General features: G+C 55.8%; 16 protein-coding genes, 1 tRNA gene and 1 pseudogene. 9 read left to right on the top strand and 9 right to left on the bottom strand.

Annotated features, from left to right (window positions below):
- Positions 1 to 17: 17 nt before the first annotated feature.
- Positions 18 to 94, top strand: a tRNA-Met gene (locus BUC32_RS18970).
- Positions 95 to 122: 28 nt separating this feature from the next.
- Positions 123 to 494, top strand: coding sequence for a hypothetical protein (locus BUC32_RS21040; RefSeq protein WP_245815221.1), 372 nt, complete (start codon positions 123 to 125; stop codon positions 492 to 494).
- Between the two features lie 174 nt (positions 495 to 668).
- Here BUC32_RS21040 and BUC32_RS21045 read toward each other — a convergent pair.
- From BUC32_RS21045 to BUC32_RS19015, 9 genes and pseudogenes are all read right to left on the bottom strand, one after another.
- Positions 669 to 1,691: pseudogene (locus tag BUC32_RS21045) on the bottom strand (recombinase family protein); the annotation flags it as partial.
- Between the two features lie 588 nt (positions 1,692 to 2,279).
- Positions 2,280 to 3,053, bottom strand: a complete 774-nt coding sequence (locus tag BUC32_RS18980) for a type 1 glutamine amidotransferase (RefSeq protein ID WP_073256905.1) — start codon at positions 3,051 to 3,053, stop codon at positions 2,280 to 2,282.
- 181 nt (positions 3,054 to 3,234) lie between these two features.
- Positions 3,235 to 3,897, bottom strand: coding sequence for a GntR family transcriptional regulator (locus tag BUC32_RS18985; RefSeq protein WP_073256908.1), 663 nt, complete (start codon positions 3,895 to 3,897; stop codon positions 3,235 to 3,237).
- Positions 3,898 to 3,932: 35 nt separating this feature from the next.
- Positions 3,933 to 4,898, bottom strand: a complete 966-nt coding sequence (locus tag BUC32_RS18990) for a threonine/serine dehydratase (RefSeq protein ID WP_073256911.1) — start codon at positions 4,896 to 4,898, stop codon at positions 3,933 to 3,935.
- 4 nt (positions 4,899 to 4,902) lie between these two features.
- A complete protein-coding gene (locus BUC32_RS18995; RefSeq protein ID WP_073256914.1) occupies positions 4,903 to 5,706 on the bottom strand; it encodes an aspartate dehydrogenase in 804 nt (267 codons plus the stop codon).
- Between the two features lie 52 nt (positions 5,707 to 5,758).
- Complete coding sequence (gene ehuA / locus BUC32_RS19000; protein WP_073256917.1) at positions 5,759 to 6,574, bottom strand: ectoine/hydroxyectoine ABC transporter ATP-binding protein EhuA; 816 nt, start codon at positions 6,572 to 6,574, stop codon at positions 5,759 to 5,761.
- Complete coding sequence (ehuD, locus tag BUC32_RS19005) at positions 6,574 to 7,242, bottom strand: ectoine/hydroxyectoine ABC transporter permease subunit EhuD (RefSeq protein WP_073256920.1); 669 nt, start codon at positions 7,240 to 7,242, stop codon at positions 6,574 to 6,576. The genes ehuA and ehuD overlap by 1 nt, the downstream gene beginning before the upstream one ends.
- Before the next feature lie 3 nt (positions 7,243 to 7,245).
- On the bottom strand, positions 7,246 to 7,911 hold the full coding sequence (gene ehuC, locus BUC32_RS19010; RefSeq protein ID WP_073256923.1) for an ectoine/hydroxyectoine ABC transporter permease subunit EhuC: 666 nt from the start codon (positions 7,909 to 7,911) through the stop codon (positions 7,246 to 7,248).
- A 65-nt stretch (positions 7,912 to 7,976) separates the two neighbouring features.
- Positions 7,977 to 8,822 carry a transporter substrate-binding domain-containing protein gene (locus tag BUC32_RS19015; RefSeq protein WP_073256926.1) on the bottom strand — a complete coding sequence of 282 codons (846 nt, stop codon included), beginning with the start codon at positions 8,820 to 8,822 and terminating at the stop codon, positions 7,977 to 7,979.
- 197 nt (positions 8,823 to 9,019) lie between these two features.
- Here BUC32_RS19015 and BUC32_RS19020 point away from each other — a divergent pair, with 197 nt between their 5' ends.
- The 7 genes from BUC32_RS19020 (at position 9,020) to BUC32_RS19050 (ending at position 17,197) form a co-directional block, all read left to right on the top strand.
- Entirely contained in the window at positions 9,020 to 10,177 is a 1,158-nt protein-coding gene (locus tag BUC32_RS19020) for a M24 family metallopeptidase (RefSeq protein WP_073256929.1), read from the top strand.
- A gap of 111 nt (positions 10,178 to 10,288) precedes the next feature.
- The gene (locus tag BUC32_RS19025) at positions 10,289 to 11,527 is read left to right on the top strand and encodes an FAD-dependent oxidoreductase (RefSeq protein WP_073256932.1); all 1,239 of its coding nucleotides are present in this window, start codon (positions 10,289 to 10,291) and stop codon (positions 11,525 to 11,527) included.
- 12 nt (positions 11,528 to 11,539) lie between these two features.
- The gene (locus tag BUC32_RS19030) at positions 11,540 to 11,818 is read left to right on the top strand and encodes a sarcosine oxidase subunit delta (RefSeq protein WP_073256935.1); all 279 of its coding nucleotides are present in this window, start codon (positions 11,540 to 11,542) and stop codon (positions 11,816 to 11,818) included.
- Entirely contained in the window at positions 11,815 to 14,682 is a 2,868-nt protein-coding gene (locus tag BUC32_RS21165; RefSeq protein ID WP_073256938.1) for an FAD-dependent oxidoreductase, read from the top strand. The genes BUC32_RS19030 and BUC32_RS21165 overlap by 4 nt, the downstream gene beginning before the upstream one ends.
- 2 nt (positions 14,683 to 14,684) lie before the next feature.
- Positions 14,685 to 15,293 carry an aminomethyltransferase family protein gene (locus BUC32_RS19040; RefSeq protein ID WP_083599419.1) on the top strand — a complete coding sequence of 203 codons (609 nt, stop codon included), beginning with the start codon at positions 14,685 to 14,687 and terminating at the stop codon, positions 15,291 to 15,293.
- Positions 15,274 to 16,350: a threonine aldolase family protein gene (locus BUC32_RS19045; RefSeq protein WP_175556974.1), complete on the top strand. Its 1,077-nt coding sequence runs from the start codon at positions 15,274 to 15,276 to the stop codon at positions 16,348 to 16,350. Before BUC32_RS19040 ends, BUC32_RS19045 begins: the two co-directional genes overlap by 20 nt.
- A 124-nt stretch (positions 16,351 to 16,474) precedes the next feature.
- A complete protein-coding gene (locus BUC32_RS19050; protein ID WP_073256943.1) occupies positions 16,475 to 17,197 on the top strand; it encodes an NAD(P)-binding domain-containing protein in 723 nt (240 codons plus the stop codon).
- The last annotated feature ends 700 nt before the right edge of the window (positions 17,198 to 17,897 follow it).

The following is a 17,897-nucleotide window of genomic DNA, read 5'->3' on the forward strand; positions in this document are numbered from 1 at the left end:
AAATCTTGGCCCGGTTCCGCGGGATGGAGCAGCCCGGTAGCTCGTCAGGCTCATAACCTGAAGGTCGTAGGTTCAAATCCTACTCCCGCAACCATTACTGTCGAACACAAAGCCACCTCCGGGTGGCTTTGTTCGTGTTGGGACACCCCCAACGACAACAATCCCGCCAGCTCGCCAACCAGTTCAATGGACAACTTGCCATCTTCTGGGATCAACCGGATCTCGGTCAGCAAAGAGCGAATGATGCTGGTGGCTTCGGCTTTGGTGGAGCCATCTCCGAGAGCGTTGCTCAGGTTGGTAACTTGATCCCTGTAGACGTCAGCCAAATTGGGGTGAAGCAGAACAGGTGGGCCTTGATCAGTGTTGGCCAGTTCCGTTTGCAATTCTGCCTTGCGGGCTTCCAACGTGTCCATCTTGGCCTTCATACTCGCATGAAACATTCCCTCGGTAATGGCCTCGATGATCTTGTCGATCTGCTTGGTGACCTTTGTTAGTTCTCGCTCCGCGTCGGCCTTGCCCTTGGAGGCCTCAGCCATAAGTCGATTGTGTTCCTCGTGATAGGTCGAGACGAACTCTGCAATCAGATCTGGATGCAAGAGTTGATTCTTGAGGCCGCTCAGAACGCGAGCTTCCAGGTCTTCCCGTTTGATTGTTAGATGATTGTCGCAAGTGCCTTTGTTCCGCTTGGCGGAGCATCCGTAATAGTGTTTGCCAACCAATATGAAGCCGCCCCCACAGGATCCACACTTCAGCATCCCCGAAAAAAGATGCTGTGCCCGCTTGGTGCATCCGAGTTTGGTAATGCCTTCGCTTATGGCCTTGTTCCGGGTTTTGAGTTGGCGGGCCTTCACAGCTTCCCAGAGTGGTTCATCAACAATGCGGAGATCATCCACGTCTTCGATGATCCAGTCTTCTGGCGGATTGAGGCGGGCCTGCCGTTTGCCGGTCGTCGGGTCTTTGACATAGCGCTGGCGGTTCCAGACAAGGCGTCCGACATAAAGTTCGTTGTTGAGAATACCGGTGCCACGTTGGTGGTTGCCATAGATCGTCGAAGCCCCCCAAGTGCCGCGTGGGCCAGGGATGCCGTCTTCGTTGAGTTTGGCCGCGATGGCGCGAGGGCTGAGGCCGTGGCTGTAGTCGCGGAAGATACGGCGCACGACGTTCGCTTGCTCTTCGTTGATAACCCGCTCGCCCGTCGAGACCTCTCCATCGGCTTGGAGATTGCGGACGACATCGTAGCCGTAGGTGATGCCGCCAGCGGATTTGCCTTTACGAATGCGCCCTTCAAGCCCGCGATGGGTCTTTTGGGCGAGGTCTTTGAGAAACAGGCTGCTCATTGTGCCTTTGAGGCCGATATGCAGTTCTGAAATCTCCCCTTCAGCCACCGTGAAAATCGGTATCCCCTGAAACCGCATTTGTTTGAAGAAGGCGGCGATATGTTCCTGATCGCGGCTGATGCGGTCGAGGCCCTCGGAGACAACAACATCGAACTGGTTGTTGCGGGCGTCTTCCAACAGGTGCTGGTATCCGGGGCGCAGGTGAGACGCGCCGCTCAGGCCTCGGTCGGAATAGGTCTCGGCTTCCACCCATCCGTGGCTCTCAATCAGTCGCAGGCACAGGCGGTGCTGGTCCTCAATCGAGGCGTCACTTTGCATGTCAGTGGAATATCGGGCGTAAATCGCAGCGCGCATCTCAAGGGCCTTTCCAGCAGGATCAAATTGGCCCTGCCTATTATAGGCACGTTTCCAACAACGTCAGCAACTTTCGATTGCAACCCAGTTGCAATTTAATTGGTAGGGAAATCAATGGATTGCGGCTTGCGAATATTTAGTCAGCCGTAGTATCTGAGTGTTGGAGTGCGTGAGGCGCATCCAATGCGGACATTGATCGTGCGCCTTACGAAGTGCTGCTATGCGGACAGAGCCGCCTTTTGCTGGCGCAGCTATTGCTCACGCAGCATTTCCTCGCACTTGCTGCATGATATGTTCTGCGATGCAGCTAAAGTCGCCGAACCGGTCATTGACCGTCGTCGTCAGGACCCAAATTCAAACCGTCCTTTCGCTGCGGTCTGTCTTAACAATCGAGACGCAGGACTTTTCAAACTTGTGCAGTCTCAGCTAATGCCTGTGAATAGACCTGATGCGCTTGCAGCGACGTAGTCGCGGTGCCGCAGCAATTTTTTTGCCAGACCGGGCATTCGATTGCGTTGAACCTACCCGAACCAGGTCGAAATTTCGCCACATCCTGTTTCAACATCGAGTTAAGATTCCGTTTTGGCCCTATTGGCTCAACGTGTCTGGACGCTGTTTTTTTAACTCTTTCGCGGCAATCTTCATGAAGTTTCGGATCAAACCGGCGCCATCCTGATTGTCCGAGTAGTTCCCGACATGCTCTGGCTCGGTTTGTTCATACATGCAGGACCAGACTGATCGGCGGGATTCCGGATGGAACTGTGTTGTATACCAGTGGCCGCCATGGTCGATGCAGATGGCGCTGCTTTCACCGATGCTTGCCAGTACCTTTGACTTCTGCACCTCTGAGGGTACGACATGCAGGTAATTGGCAAAATTGAAGCGTGGATTTTTCGAAAGGCCATCGAACAGCGGGTGCCGACGCCCAAGCTCTGTAAGCTCAATCTCGTATGTCCCGGCAAGCGTCCCACCGGTGCGGCCATCGAGTTTACCGCTCTCGAACTGTGTCGACACCAGTTGATGCCCGCCACAAATGCCGAGCAACGGTTTCCCCGCATTGCGGTACTGGCGTAGCCAAACATACAGCGCGTGCAGCCAAGGACGGTCCTCGGTGACCACATGCATCGTTCCCCCCAAGATCACACAATCGACATCATCCACTGCAGGCAGTGCGTCACCGCGACAAATGTCGACGCCGGATAGTGAAAAACCTGTTTCCTGCGCCACGGGTCTGAACCAGTCCACAACCCAGTCTTTTTCCTGGCCGGAGCAACACAAGCTTTCAAAGTGATCCGGGTTGAAAAGTTCTTTTTCACCCAACATGGAAATGAACAGCAAAGATTTTCCGGCTGTATCGGTCATGGCATTTCTTTCGCTGTCTTGGACGGGCCAACGCTGCGGCCGACCCGATGTTCAATGATTGATTGAATTTAGTACTGTTTGTATACCATTTCAACGAATATAGTCTGAAAATTCTGCCAGAATGTGCCAAATAGAAGAAATAGGTACACCTATTTCTGAATCCGACGAAACCTATGAAAGATCACTCTGCCTCAAATAGAACACCGCCTTCCTCTTGGATGGCATCGAGACGCGACACGACCACCCTGAGATAGGTTTTGTGAATCGACGCCGTCAGCTTGACATCGCCGATCTCCAGACTGCGGCGCAACATTCGGATCTCATCCTTCAAGTCCTCGACCTGGACGCGCATATCGACGCGATCCAGCAACAAGAACCAAAAGCGCGCGGACTGATAGAACAATGTGTCGTTGATGACCTCCAGCACCGCGTTGGTGGTCAATCCATGCAGGATTTTATGCAGGCGCAGAAGCACCCGAGCGAATTCACGTTTGTCGTGATTGTGCAGCATTGCATCGCACCGCGCTTCTAGGTCGCGCATTTCGTCCAGTACGGCCGGGTTCCGAGGGGCTGGAGTTGAATCGCCCATCGCATCCATGAGCCGCATGCGCACGATATAGATATCGCGCATGGATTTCAGATCGACCGAGGTAACGATGGTGCCATGCCCGTGCTGGCTGGAGATCAGGCCGTTATGTTCAAGCTTTTGCAGCACGTCCCGCATCGGCGTGCGGCTGATGCCGAATTCCATCGCCAGCTCCCGTTCGTTCAGACGCGTCCCAGGTTGATAGTCAAGAAGGCAGATACGCCTGCGCATCTCGAGGTAAATATCGTTTTTGGTCATGCGCTGCTCGCTATCTGTCGCGGGTAATCGCCAACTTATGCCATCCACCCAAGAAAACTGTCCATATCAACATTGCCTCCCGATACCAGGGCAACGATGGTCTGCCCTTGCAAAGCGGGCTTGTTCGAAAAGGCTGCAGCCACTGAAACTGCGCCGCCGGGTTCGGCTACAACCTTGAGCTCGGTGAATAAAATCCGCATTGCGGCGACAACGTCTGGCTCGTTGACTGAGTAGCCACCTGACAGGGTTTTCAGGTTGATTGGAAAGGTCAGCCGTCCGGGTCGCGCTGTCACGATCGAGTCGCAAATCGAGCTGTGACCGGGCTCAATCGACAGGGCAGTTCCCGCTTCTAGCGAGCGCTTGGTATCATCAAAATTCCGGGGTTCAGCCGCCCAGATTTCAGTGTCCCCATGCCGTGCAAGCACAGCGGTGGACAGCCCGGCAATGAGCCCGCCACCTCCGACTGGACAAATGACCTTGTCTGCCTTTGCACCAAGGACATCCAACTGCTCAGCTATTTCCAATCCGGTTGTGCCTTGCCCCGCCATCAGGTCGTAATCGTCATAGGGCGGCACCAGCGTTGCGCCGGTTTTTTCGGCGATGTCCCGGGCGATTTGGGCCCGGTCACACGTTTGGCGGTCATACGTGATGACCTCAGCCCCCCACTGGGCGGTGTTATCAAGCTTTATACGCGGCGCATCGGTGGGCATCACGATTTTTGCCTCAACCCCCATCGCGTTTGCGGCAGCCGCAACGCCTTGTGCGTGGTTGCCGGATGAATAAGCTACAACCCCCGCATTGCGCTGTCCTTCGTCTAGTGACGCAATCTTGTTGTAGGCGCCGCGAATCTTGAACGAGCCGGTCTCTTGAAGGCATTCCGGCTTGATCAATAACCGGAACCCAAGCGCGTTGTTCAGCAGAGGAGATTCCAGCAACGGAGTTCGGCTCACAACGCCCTGCAACCGCTCGGCAGCTTGCGCAATCATATCGAATGTCAACATGGGGTCACGTCCCTACTTGCAAGGTTGAATGAAAACGGCGCAACAGAGCAATTACGCTTCGGGCGGTGATGATGCCGGTGGCCGGGTTTTCAGCGCTCGGACGGTTTTGAATCGACATGGTGAAATCCGAGCTGTCTGAAGTCACTTCTACCGAATGTGTGTTTCGCGTCAGGCTAGGATCAGCCCAGACCTCCATGCTTGTCTTGTCCGGACCAAGCCCGGCCAAGCTGATCGCTGCCGCGACATTCACGTTGGCGGGGAATGCGTGTGCCACTTCGGTGACACTGCCCGCAATGACCTGCATCGGCTCACGTAACGCGGTCAAATCAACCCCTGACCGCGCAACAAACGGCGCCTTCACTAGGCCTTCGACTGGTTTGCGGGTTACAATCTTGACTGTATGAATTTGCCCGATGTTCACCGCATTCAACGCGTCCAGCCCCAGCATCGCCCCTGAAGCGACAAGGATGTGGCCTCCGCTCTCGTCCGCAAGGGAGATCAGGTCATCCCGACCAAGAAGCTGACTTGCCGAAAGAACGATCAGATGCTTACCCGCGCGCAGCACGGGCGCGGCCAAGTCACCGAACAACGCAGGCGGTAACGCTTCAATGACACCATCGCTTGCCTCCGCCAAAGCTGCGAAGTCGAGCACTGGCACCGGCTGTCTCAGAGTTTCATTCAACGCGGCTGCTTTTCCGACGGTGCGCGCAGCTATGCCGCTCAGCCCGCATCCGGGAACGTCGCCACGGTCCAATGAACGGGCAACCTCAGCGCCCACAGCACCAATACCGGCAACTCCAATTCTCATAGCTTGCCTTTCCTGAGCAGCAGGTCTTCTGGAGACAGGTGTGATTTCATGCTCAATCCGCCGCCTTCACAGCGGACAGGAATTGTTGTGTGCGTTCACGTTGGGGATTGCCGAACAGGCTTTCAGGGGCTCCTTGTTCTTCGATTTTCCCCTGATAAAAGAAACAGACACGGTCCGAGATATCACGCGCAAAGCCCATCTGGTGTGTCACCATCAACATGGTGAGGTTATGCTCAGCAACCAGATTGCGGATGACACCGGTCACTTCGCCGATCACTTCGGGATCAAGCGCCGAGGTGACTTCGTCAAACAGCATCACCTTGGGGCGCATGGCCAGCGCCCGGGCGATGGCGACACGTTGCTGCTGACCGCCCGACAGGCGCGAGGGATGCTGATCCTTCTTGTCGATCATGCCGACCATCGACAGTAACTCTTCGGACCTTTCACGGGCCTCGGCCTTTGGCAGGCCCAGAACCTGCATCGGCCCTTCCATGCAGTTCTGCAGGGCAGTCATGTGCGGGAACAGGTTGAAGTGCTGGAAACACATGCCGATCGAAGACCGCGCCAGACGCAAGTACTTTGGGCCTGCCGGTACTAGAACGCCGTTCTTTTCCATATGCGTAAGCGGTTTACCATCGACATAGATGACGCCGCCATTGATGGTTTCCAAAGTCATCAGCATGCGCAGAACGGTTGTTTTGCCGGAGCCGGACGGGCCGATCACGGTGACCATCTCGCCCTCGGACACATCCAGGTCCAGACTGTCCAGAACCGTCAGTGCACCATAGCTTTTGGTGACATTCATGAACCGCACCATCGGCACATCGGGCCCGGTCAGTTCCAGTGGGTATTGCGACATATCTTCCATCAGTTCATTCCCAGTTTCTTACGCACCCAGGCTTCAAAGACCCGGATCAGCCCGGCAGCGGGCAGTGAGATCGCCAGGAAGATGATCCCAACCATGGTATAAGGCTCCAAGTACCTGTAATTCGACCCACCAATGGCATTCGCCGCCTGCATCAGTTCGGCCACACCGATAACCGACAGCATCGGTGTGTCTTTGAAAATGCCAACAAGATAATTTCCCATGCCAGCCAATGAGGGCGGTAAGGCCTGCGGGATGATAACGCGGAAATAGGTCTTGGTTGTGCTTAGGTTCAGCGCAGTACAAGCCTCCCACTGTCCTTTAGGCACGGAATCGAGGCCGCCGCGATAAACCTCTGACAGATAGGCCGAATAGTGCAGCCCGATGGCGATCATCCCCGCCACCCAGGGACTGAGGCGTATCCCGAATTGCGGCCCGACAAAGAATACAAAGAATATTTGCAGCACCAGCGGCGTCGATCGGATGAATTCGACACATTCTCGAACCACCATTGTGACGATGCGCGAGGGCGTGCGTTGCGCCAACGCAAAAACCAGCCCCAGCACCACTGCGATCCCATAGCCGACCCCCGCAGCGGCCAGCGTGTTCAGCGTAGCCTGTAATAGCCGGGGGAGAATTTCATAGGCAAAATCCCAACGCCAGTCAAACATGGCCTACGCCCTCCCCAACTTGCGGGCCATGACGCGTTCAAGCCACCGCATGAACGGGGTCACGATCAGCCGCGCGAAGATGTAATAGATGATCAGGGCCGTCCCGAAAGCCTGCGCGGACAGGAAGGTCGACCCGTTTATCTGCTTGGCTTCGAACATCAGGTCGGTGACCGAGATCAACGACACCAGCGCGGTCGCCTTCAGCAGCTCGATCATCAGGTTGCCCCAAGGCGGCAGCATGTTCAAAAGCGCTTGTGGCAGGATGATGCGATACATCCGTTTGGCCGGGGACATCGAGATCGCATAGGCCGCTTCCCACTGCCCTTTGGGGACCGACTGAATGCCGCCGCGAACCAGTTCGGCACCATAGGCCCCGAGGTTAAGCCCGACGGCGACGAAACCGGCATAGAACTTGTCCAGCGTCAATCCAAAGAGCGGTAGGACAAAGAAGATCCAGTAAAGCTGAATAAGAAGAGACGTGCCCCGGAAGATTTCTATGTAAATCCCGGCTGTCCAGCGCACTGCGACATTGCGTGACAATTTCATCAGCCCTGCAGTCAGGGCGAGCAGAATGGCAAGCGTGGCCGACAAGAAAAACTGCGCGATTGTGACCAGCGTTCCGTCCAGATACCGCGGTGCGTTCTGGGCAAGAAATTCCCAATATGACATGACGTATCCCGGATGACGAATGTAAAAGGCGGGCCGAACCTGGCCCGCCTGCTAATGCAATGCCGTCAACGGTTTTGACAAATCCATTCGGTTGTTACGCTCGGATCTGGAACCTGTAGATTGGTGTATTCGAATGGTGCAACGGCCGCGAGCATCTCTTCTGAACCCAGATACTCTGCTTGCGCGGCATTGAAGGCCTCAAGAAAGTCGCTGTCTTCCGGACGGAAACCGATGCCAACCCAGTTCTGGGTCCATTCGGGCAATGCATTGGGATCGGTGACCTCAAGCGCACCATCGGATTGGGCAGCAAGATTTTGCGCGGTGAAGAATGTCATTGCGCCTGCGTCAGCGCGACCAACACGCATTGTGGCAAGCACCTCAGTTGGCCCGGGCACTTCAAGGATCTGGTCCGCCGCCACGCCTTCGCGTTTGGCAGCATCAATTGTGTTGTAACCGGCACCAGTGACCATCGTGGCGCCTTGGTCCCTGAGGTCAGCATAAGAGGTGATGTTTTTCGGGTTGCCCGCAGGAACCAGAAATGCGTCGCCGAAAATCCCCATCGGTTCGGAGAAATCGATGTTCTCACACCGGGCTTCGAGAATGTACATGCCACCCGTGATGATATCAAAGCGATTGGCTTTGAGGCCCGGAATCAATCCGCCCCAATCGGTCACGACCGGTTCGATGTTGTCATAACCCATCGCCTTCAAGACACCGAGCGCGTGTACGTTTGCAAATCCAAGTGGCGCATCATTGTCGCCGGGGTAAGCCCACGGTACCTCATTGGAAAAACCGATCCGTATGGTTTCGCCACTTTCAATGCGATCCATCAGCGGACCAGCCAGCGTCGACGTCGCGACACCCACAATCGTTGTGGCGGCGATAATGGTGGTTTTTAGTATCCGGGTCATTGAGCTCTCCCTGAGTTGTTTTCTGATTCACAGTTATATTGGTATACCTTAAAAGGGAGCGTGCGGCGATGCAAACACTATTTACTCCAAAAAACCTGGGTTACAGTGAGTTTCGGTCGCAAAAAATTCCGCTTGACTGACTATTGGTATACCTTAATGGTCGATTTTAAGAAATCAACTTTAGTGCGGAGTTACAGATGATCGAACATGCCCCATTCCCCAAAGACGAACTGGACCGTCGAATCAACCGGGTAAAGACCGCCTTGGCCAAGCAGGATCTAGACGGGGTTGTGATCGCATCTCCCGAAAACATCTATTATCTGACCGGAATGGACCACTGGGGGTTCTTTGCGGCTCATGTACTGGTTGTAAACCAAGATGGCGAGATGGCGCTTGCCTGCCGGGCAATGGAAAAGATCACGTTCGACAATCAGGTTAGAAACGCCCGGTTCTACGGTCACCAGGACCATGAAGAGCTCTCTGATTATGTCGTGCAAGCGATGAAAGACCTAGGCCTGTCCGGTGGTCGCGTGGCGCTCGAACGGCGCAGCTTGTTTTTACATCTCCATCATGCCGAAGGAGTATTAGCAAAGGCGCAGGGCGTCGAGTGGGTGGACGGGTCCGGTCTGGTCGACAACCTGCGGCAGGCAAAATCCCCGCTGGAGATCGAATATACTCGCAAAGCCGCCAGGGCTGCAGATCTGGGTATGAGCGCTTGTATTGAAGCGATCCGCGACGGCGCGACGGACTATGAGATCGCTGCCGAATACATGCGCGTGTCTACCCTGGAGGGCAGCGAACCGACCGGTTTTGGCCCGTTCATCCGTCCAACGACACGTCTGGGGGAAGAGCATACGACCTGGCGCGGGGAAACCTTCCGAAACGGTGACGCCGTGTTCTTGGAAAACGCGGCATCCTATCGCAAATATCAAGCGCCTATGGGCCGACTGGTGTATGTCGGCAGCGCTCCTGAGGGGGCTGAAAAATCGGCGCAACTGGCCATGGACGGCATGAAGGCGATCTGCGGTGCTTTGAAAGTGGGCGGGAAGGCCGGGGACGCATATGCCGCCTGGCGCGAAGTCGCAGCAAGCGCCGGGCTGGCGGATTACGAGCGGCACCATTGCGGCTATATGGTCGGCATCGGATTCCCACCTAGTTGGACGGGTGGTTCGATGGTAACCAGCCTGTTCCCTGGATCAGAGCGCACTCTGGAGGTCGGCATGGTGTTCCACGCCCACAGCTGGTTCACCAACACCGATGTCGCCGACTACTTCATCTCGAACACCGTGATCCTGACGGAGAACGGAGCCGAGATTCTGACGTCAGCCACGCCTGAAGGTCTGGTTATCCGCTAACAACGCGTTGGATGACACGGACGTCAGTCGCAAAGGTTTCGATGGTTGAATATGCCACTGCGCTAGCAGCCATCGAAACGATACTATTCTAGCTCTAGAAGGTCTCTCCCCATGGTCCTGGCGCTACTCAAATACGGTCTCTCTCGGCGCTATCCGGTGCGTGAGGAGATTCCTCGAACCCCTGATCTGAAAAAGCACTACGACGTCGTGATCATCGGTGGCGGCGGTCACGGGGTGTCGCTTGCCTATTATCTGGCGACGAAACACGGCATCACCGACATTGCCATACTCGAAAAAGGCTACCTAGGCGGCGGTAACACAGCGCGCAATACCACGGTGATCCGCTCCAACTACATCACCTCGCAGTCGATCAAGTTCTATGCCGCTTCTATGCGGCTCTATGAAAATCTGGCCAATGAGCTGGACTATAACTTGATGTACTCCCGCCGGGGTCAGCTGACCCTGTCCCATTCTGATGGCGTTTCGCGGGCGCTCCGCCTACGGGCAGACAGCGGCACCTTCCTGGGGGAACGCAATGAGATCCTGGATCGTCAGCAGATCAAAGAGCTGGTGCCCAGTCTGAACCTGGACATCGAAGGTCGCCCAATCCTCAAAGGTTTATGGCACCCGGACGCTGCCACCGCGCGGCACGATGCAGTTGCCTGGGGGTATGCGATCCGCGCCTGCGACCGTGGGGTGGAACTGCACCAGAAAACACAGGTGACCGGACTGACATTGGACAAGAACAAGGTCACGGAAGTGCAGACTAATCGCGGCAATGTCTCCGCGGGGGCGGTGGTGCAATGTGTAGCCGGGCATTCCTCGGTTGTGGCAGGCATGGTCGGATTGCGCCTTCCGATCCGAAGCTTCCCGTTGCAGGCGATGGTGACCCATCCGGTGAAACCTTTTCTGGACCCAATGGTCTCCTCCACTGCGCTGCATTGCTATATCTCGCAATCGGCCCGTGGTGAGTTGGTAATTGGTGGGGGTTCGGATCCTTATGAGCTCTACAACACCCGCTCCACGCTGGACATGAAGGAAAGTCTGGCGGCCTCAGCGCTGGAAATGTTCCCCTTCATTGGTGATCTGAAAATCCTACGTCAATGGGCGGGTATCACCGACATGACGCCGGACTACAGCCCGGTCATGGGGCGTTCGCCACTGGCCAACTACTGGCTGGATGCAGGCTGGGGCACATGGGGCTTCAAATCAACCCCCGCCAGTGGCATTTACCTGGCGCAGGCGATTGCCGAAGATCGCGTGCCGGAGATGATCCGACCTTTCCGCCTTGATCGCTTCGAGACCTTCGATCTGGTCAATGAAATGGGCGCCACCGCGGCCAGCCACTAAGGGACAACGTATATGAAACTCATGGCCTGTCCGTTGAATGGACCCCGCAATATTTCCGAATTCATCTGTCACGGAGAATTCCATAACCAACCCGTCCCGGAGAATACTTCGGATAAGGACTGGGCCGACTATGTCTGGCTTGCCGACAATGCCGCTGGTGTGGTGCGCGAGTGGTGGTGCCACACGCCGACCAACTACTGGTTCATCGCCGAACGCAACACCATGACAGACGAAATCCTCCGCACCTACCCATCCGACGACCTTGGCCAATCCAAGGAAACCCGATCATGACTCAAATCACTCGAACCGGCGCGCTGATCGACAGCGCGAAACCGATCACTTTTACCTTCGAGGGAAAACGCTACAGCGGTGTTCAGGGCGACACCATCGCCTCGGCCCTGGCGGCCAATGGGCAATGGGTGTTGTCGCGTAGCTTCAAATACCACCGTCCTCGTGGGATTTTGACCATGGCGGGTCAGGACGCCAATACATTGGTGCAGATTGGCAATGAGGTCAGCGTTTTTGCCGACCGTCACCCAATTTCTGAAGGTCTGGTGGTCAAGGCTCAAAACGTCAATGGCTCTTTGGAGAAAGACCGCGACTTCTTCATGAACCGTATGGGGCGTTTTATGCCCGTGGGGTTCTATTATCGCACTTTCTATAAGCCTAAAGGCATATGGGAGAAAATCTGGGAACCACTGATCCGCGCTAAGGCGGGGCTGGGCACTTTGGATATCAATGCGCCCGAAGACGGTTATCACGACAAAGCTTATGGCTGGTATGATGTGGTTGTGGTGGGTGCCGGGCCTGCTGGTCTGGCTGCAGCACTTGAAGCGGCCAAGTCGGGCGGTTCTGTGTTGCTGGTTGATGAAAATCCACAGCTGGGCGGCGCGGCGAGCTATGCGCGCGGCATGGATGCGCAAAACCTGATTGATCAGGTCGAGGCGACAGACAACATCAAAATCTGGACTGACGCCGTCTGTAACGGCTGGTTTGCCGACAATTGGCTGGCGGTGATTCAGGGCAACCGGTTGCACAAAATCCGGGCGCGTCAATTGGTGCTCGCCACCGGGCTGATTGAACAGCCCGCGCAATTCCGCAACAACGATCTGCCAGGCATTATGCAAGGTTCCGCTGCGCAGCGGTTGATCAAAACTTACGGTGTGACACCGGGACAGACGGCAGTTGTTCTGGCGGGTAACGATGACGCCTATGGCGTGGCCCTGGATCTGGTAGATGCAGGTGTTTCCGTCACTGTCTGCGAATTACGCAAGGAGGCGAAAGGACCATTGCAAGCACGGGTTCAGACAGTGGGGCTTACCATCCACGATGGCTGCTGCATCAATGAGGCCTTGCCCGCGCCAGGCCACAAGCATGTGCGGGGCGTTACCATTGCCGAATTGGACGACGCGGGTGCAGCGACTGGTAAGCAGCGGATGCTACCGTGCGATCTGGTCTGCATGTCCGTGGGTTATACCCCAACCTATCAATTGGCCGTGCAAGCGGGCGGCAAAGTTGGGTATAACGATGAGACGGCCATGTTCTCGATCACTGGCCACAACGCTGACGTTGGTCTCGCCGGATCGATGGATGGCCGATATGCTCTTGAGCGCTGTGTGGAACATGGCGCGGCCATGGGTGCGCGGGCTGCGGCTCGGTTGTCAGAGGCTGATGCTCCGGAAGCGCCAGACAAATGCGCCACATCGCCAAATTACCCCTGGCCGATTTTCCCACATCCCAAAGGCAAGGATTTTGTGGATTTCGACGAAGATCTGCAAATCAAGGATATTAAGAACGCGGTGGCCGAAGGGTATCGCGAGTTGGAACTGGTGAAACGCTTCTCCACCGTTGGCATGGGGCCAAGCCAGGGTCGTCACGCGGCGCTGCCAACCGCGCGTCTGGTCGCCAAACACTCCGACCGCACTGTTGCGGAAGTGGGTGTCACCACCTCGCGACCACCTTTTACAACGGAAAAGATTGCCACGCTGGCGGGACGCAAGTTCACCCCGATGCGCCGCACGCCGATGCATGCCCAGCACGAGGCAGCCGGAGCAGAATGGCTGCTGGCGGGCAATTGGCAACGTCCGGCTTACTATGGGCGGGGTAGTGTTCAGAGGATCATTGCGGCCGAAGTCAACAATGCGCGCACCAACGTCGGTATGATCGATGTTTCAACGCTTGGTGGGTTGGATGTGCGCGGTCCTGATGCGGCGGAATTCCTCAATCGGATGTACACTTTTGCCTATGCCAAACTGCCCATCGGCAAGACACGTTACCTGCTGATGACCAATGAGGCCGGCACTGTGATCGACGACGGTGTGGCCTGTCGCATTGCTGAGGATTACTTCTACATTTCCGCGACCACCACCGGCGTCGACAATATCTATCGAAATATGCTGTGGTGGAACACCCAATGGCAGTTGGACGTGGATATTGCCAATGTGACCGCAGCATTTGCCGGCGTGAACCTTGCCGGACCTAATGCTCGTAAGGTGCTTGACAAGCTGACAGATGACATCGCCACTGACGCCGAAGATTTCCCGTATCTCGCGTACCGCGAGGGGGATGTAGCAGGCATTCCCGCGCGGGCATTCCGGGTCGGTTTCATTGGTGAGCTGGGCTATGAAATCCATGTGCCCGCTCGTAATGGCGCGGCGCTTTGGGATGCCATTGCAGAAGCGGGTGCCGAGTTTGGCATTCGCCCCTTCGGGCTGGAAGCGCAGCGCGTCATGCGACTGGAAAAGGGCCATGTGATTGTTGGCCAGGACACCGACGGCATGACCACGCCGGAAGAGCTGGACATGACCTGGGCGGTGGCCAAGAAGAAACCATTCTTCGTCGGCAAACGCAGTCTGGAATTGCGCAACAAGACGCTTGGCGATCGTAAATTGGTCGGCTTCGCCCTGGATGTGATGCCTAAGGCTGGATTGGAAGAAGGCAATCTGGTGATCAAAGGTAATGAGATCGCAGGCTTTGTGACGTCGATCTGTCAGTCGCCTTCGGTGGGCAAGGTCATTGGCCTGGCTTATGCGGCTCGCTCTGACAGCGGGACCGGCGCGAAGATCACCTTGCGTGCCAGTGACGGAAGTTTGCATCAGGCAACCATTTGCTCCCCCCATTTCTACGATCCCGACAACAAGCGGCAGGAGATGTGATCATGAACAATCCAATCGCACAAAGCCCCTTTGCTCATCGTTTGAGCGACACCCGTCCGGCAGTCAGCAGCGGTGTGAACATTACCGACCTTTCCGCCTTGCCACGCACCGGCTTCAAAGGTCGGGGTACCAGCGACTGGCTGGCATCACAGGTTGCGACCATGCCTGCGGCACCCAACCGGGCAGCTTTTCAAGGGGATGGTGCGGCCATCGCTTGGCTGGGTGGTCAGGAATACCTGGCGCTGCCTGATCCAGAGGGCAATTCTACATTCTGCGCGTCCCTGACACAGGCATGGGAAAAAGACCGAACGTCTGGGGCGCAGGGCATCGGTTTCCCGCTGCCGCGAGAAGACAGCCATAGTTGGTTGTGGATCACCGGTACAGATGTCCCGGTGATGATGGCCAAGATCTGTGGTGTTGATCTGCGTCCTGACGTCTTTGCAGAAGAGAATATGGCGCAAACCGTGGTTGCTCGGATTGGCGCGATCCTGTTGCGCCGAGATCGTGATGGTGAGTTCGGGCTTTATATGTTGAGCGACTTTGCCTCCGGCCATTACCTATGGGATGTTCTGCAGGATGCGGCGGCGGAATATGATGGCGGGTTTGTCTGAGATGCCAAGCTACCAGTTTAACTCGGACAATGGTGCACCGGTTTGTGACGAGGTGATGCAGGCTTTGATCGCCTGCAACACTGGCGTTGAGACAGCTTATGGCGCGGATCAGTGGACCGAGCGATTGAACCCGGCATTTTCCGAGTTCTTCGAGCGTGAAGCCTTTGTCTTTCCCGTGCCCACGGGTACAGCAGGCAACGGCTTGGCTCTGGGCGCGGTCACGCCGTCCTATGGCACTGTCTTCTGCCACCGCCTGGCACATGTGGTCACCACCGAATGCGGTGCGCCGGAGTTTTACTCAGGTGGAGGCCGCATGACTTTACTGGATGGGCTGCACAATAAGATAACGCCGCAGGCTTTGCATCAGGCTATCTCAGATCATGGAATCGGCAACGTCCATCATATGCAGGCCAGCGCGCTTTGTCTGACCCAGGCCACTGAATGCGGTGTGATCTATGGGCTGGAGGAATTGGTTGAACTGAATGCCATCGCTCATGGTGCGGGCATGAAGAGCCATTTGGATGGTGCGCGGTATTCCAATGCGCTGGTTCATCTGGGCTGTTCCCCTGCGGAAATGACTTGGAAGGCAGGAGTTGATCTGCTGACCTATGGCACCACCAAAAATGGCACGATGAACGCTGAAGCGGTAATCACATTTGATCCGCATATTGCTGCGGTGCTGCGCTTCATGCATAAACGAGCAGGGCACCTGTCGTCAAAGATGCGTTACATGTCGTCTCAGCTACTTGCCCATCTGGAGGATGATCTGTGGCGGTCAAATGCGACCCGCGCCAATGGCAATGCCACACGTATCCTCGCTGCCTTGCACGCCTGCCCAGGGGTCGAGGTTGTCCATCCGGTGCATATCAACGAAGTCTTTGTTCTGTTGCCGCCTGCGCTAGAGGCAGCGCTAGTAAAGGTAGGATTGTCCCTGCGTCCCTGGGATTGTGACGGGCAAGGCAATGGAGTGCGCATGGTGATGTCCTATGCGGATGAGGAATCCCACTTGGAACTTTTTGAGCATACCTGTCGTAATTTTGCGAAAGACTGCAATTAGGGCGCTTTTCCGAGGCATTCTACACGCACCGCTGCAGGTTTGATGCCGGGAGATAACAAATGCTTTGAGCGTTGACTTTTAGAATTTTGTCAATGCAACAAACTGGAGGAGAGTGAGTTCTACCATGAGGATCGGAATTGTTGGAACAGGCACCATAGCCGCCGCCGTTGTCGATGGGATTGCTGAGGACGGCCACCAAATCACCGTTTCACACCGCGGAGAGGCGCACTCCTCTCGGCTAGCTGGAAAATATGAAAATGTGACTGTTGCTGACAATCAAGAGGTCCTTGATGCGAGTGACATCATTTTCCTGGGCCTGGTGGCTGACCAAGCAAGGCCCGCTCTCTCTTCCCTGACATTCAGGCCATACCAAAAGATCATATCACTCATGTCCGGCCCGACGCTCACAGAGTTGAAAGATATGGTTGCGCCGGCGGAAGCTGTGGCCAATATGATCCCTTATCCAGGGATTGCCACTGGCGAATCTCCGATCTTGATACTGGGCGATACTGCAACCACCAATGCGCTTTTTGGGGCTCGCAATTCTATCTTTGAACTAGCGGATCAAGGTGAACTTACCGCCTATCTCGCTGCTCAGGCAGTGCTTTCACCGGCAACTGTCATGGTGCAGAAAGCCGGAGAATGGCTGGGAGAGAATGTTGAAGATGCTGCGCAGGGAGAAGCGTTTTTGCGTGCTCTGGTCGGCTCTAGCCTGCAAGCCACTCCGGATTGCCAGCAACTGATCCAGGCACTGAACACACCCGGAGGATATAACCAGCGCCTACGGAATCATATGGAAACTTCGGGCTTTACGGAGCAGCTTAAACAGGGGCTTTCCAAGTTATGAGCAGCTGTAAAACACTCTGTAGGGCATGATCCATCAGGGCTGAACAGACAACAGTTGCTGACGAAACTAAAAGCAGCCCGAACGCCAAAGTGCGGGCTCGTTTCGTTACAGGTCCATGGCGGTGATTTCTTCACGTTCAGCAGTTTTCTAATCGTCACCGCGTCAAAATGCTTTCATGAACTTCGCACTTTTTCTGGCCACCGCTTGTTTCAGTGCTTCGATGAAACTATCTTTGCTTGGTTCAAATTCAGCTGCGGGAAGGTCGTGTCGATCGTCGCCAATTCCGTTCCGTTGTCATCAGTTATCGGCATTGAAGTTGCGGGTAAATGAATTCCAGCAGATTTGACATCACACTCTAGCCGCGCATGTTCGCCTGATGGCTCTCCTGCATTAAGCATTCAAACTCCACTGTCCGCGTCCTTGTCATTGGCCGTTGAACCATCGCTGCGCTTTGCTTGAATGGCCGAGTTTCCCTCTGCCATGCGGCGGGAGATTTTCGGCAGTGCAGCGGCGCGGCGCGCTGCGTGCGCATGCAGCAAAGTTTCTCAACTTACAGGATGGGCTCTAACTGGTCATTAGCTGCAGTTCGTTCGAAGGTCCGCTGAGCGGACTTTCCCGACTTTCGCCGCAAGAGCTCAATCGGCGCTGCATCAGCGAAGGTGACCTGAAAGAAGGGCGGAGAGCGGACTTTCTCCGCGGG

The organism is Shimia gijangensis, from assembly GCF_900142085.1.
Lineage (GTDB): Bacteria > Pseudomonadota > Alphaproteobacteria > Rhodobacterales > Rhodobacteraceae > Shimia > Shimia gijangensis.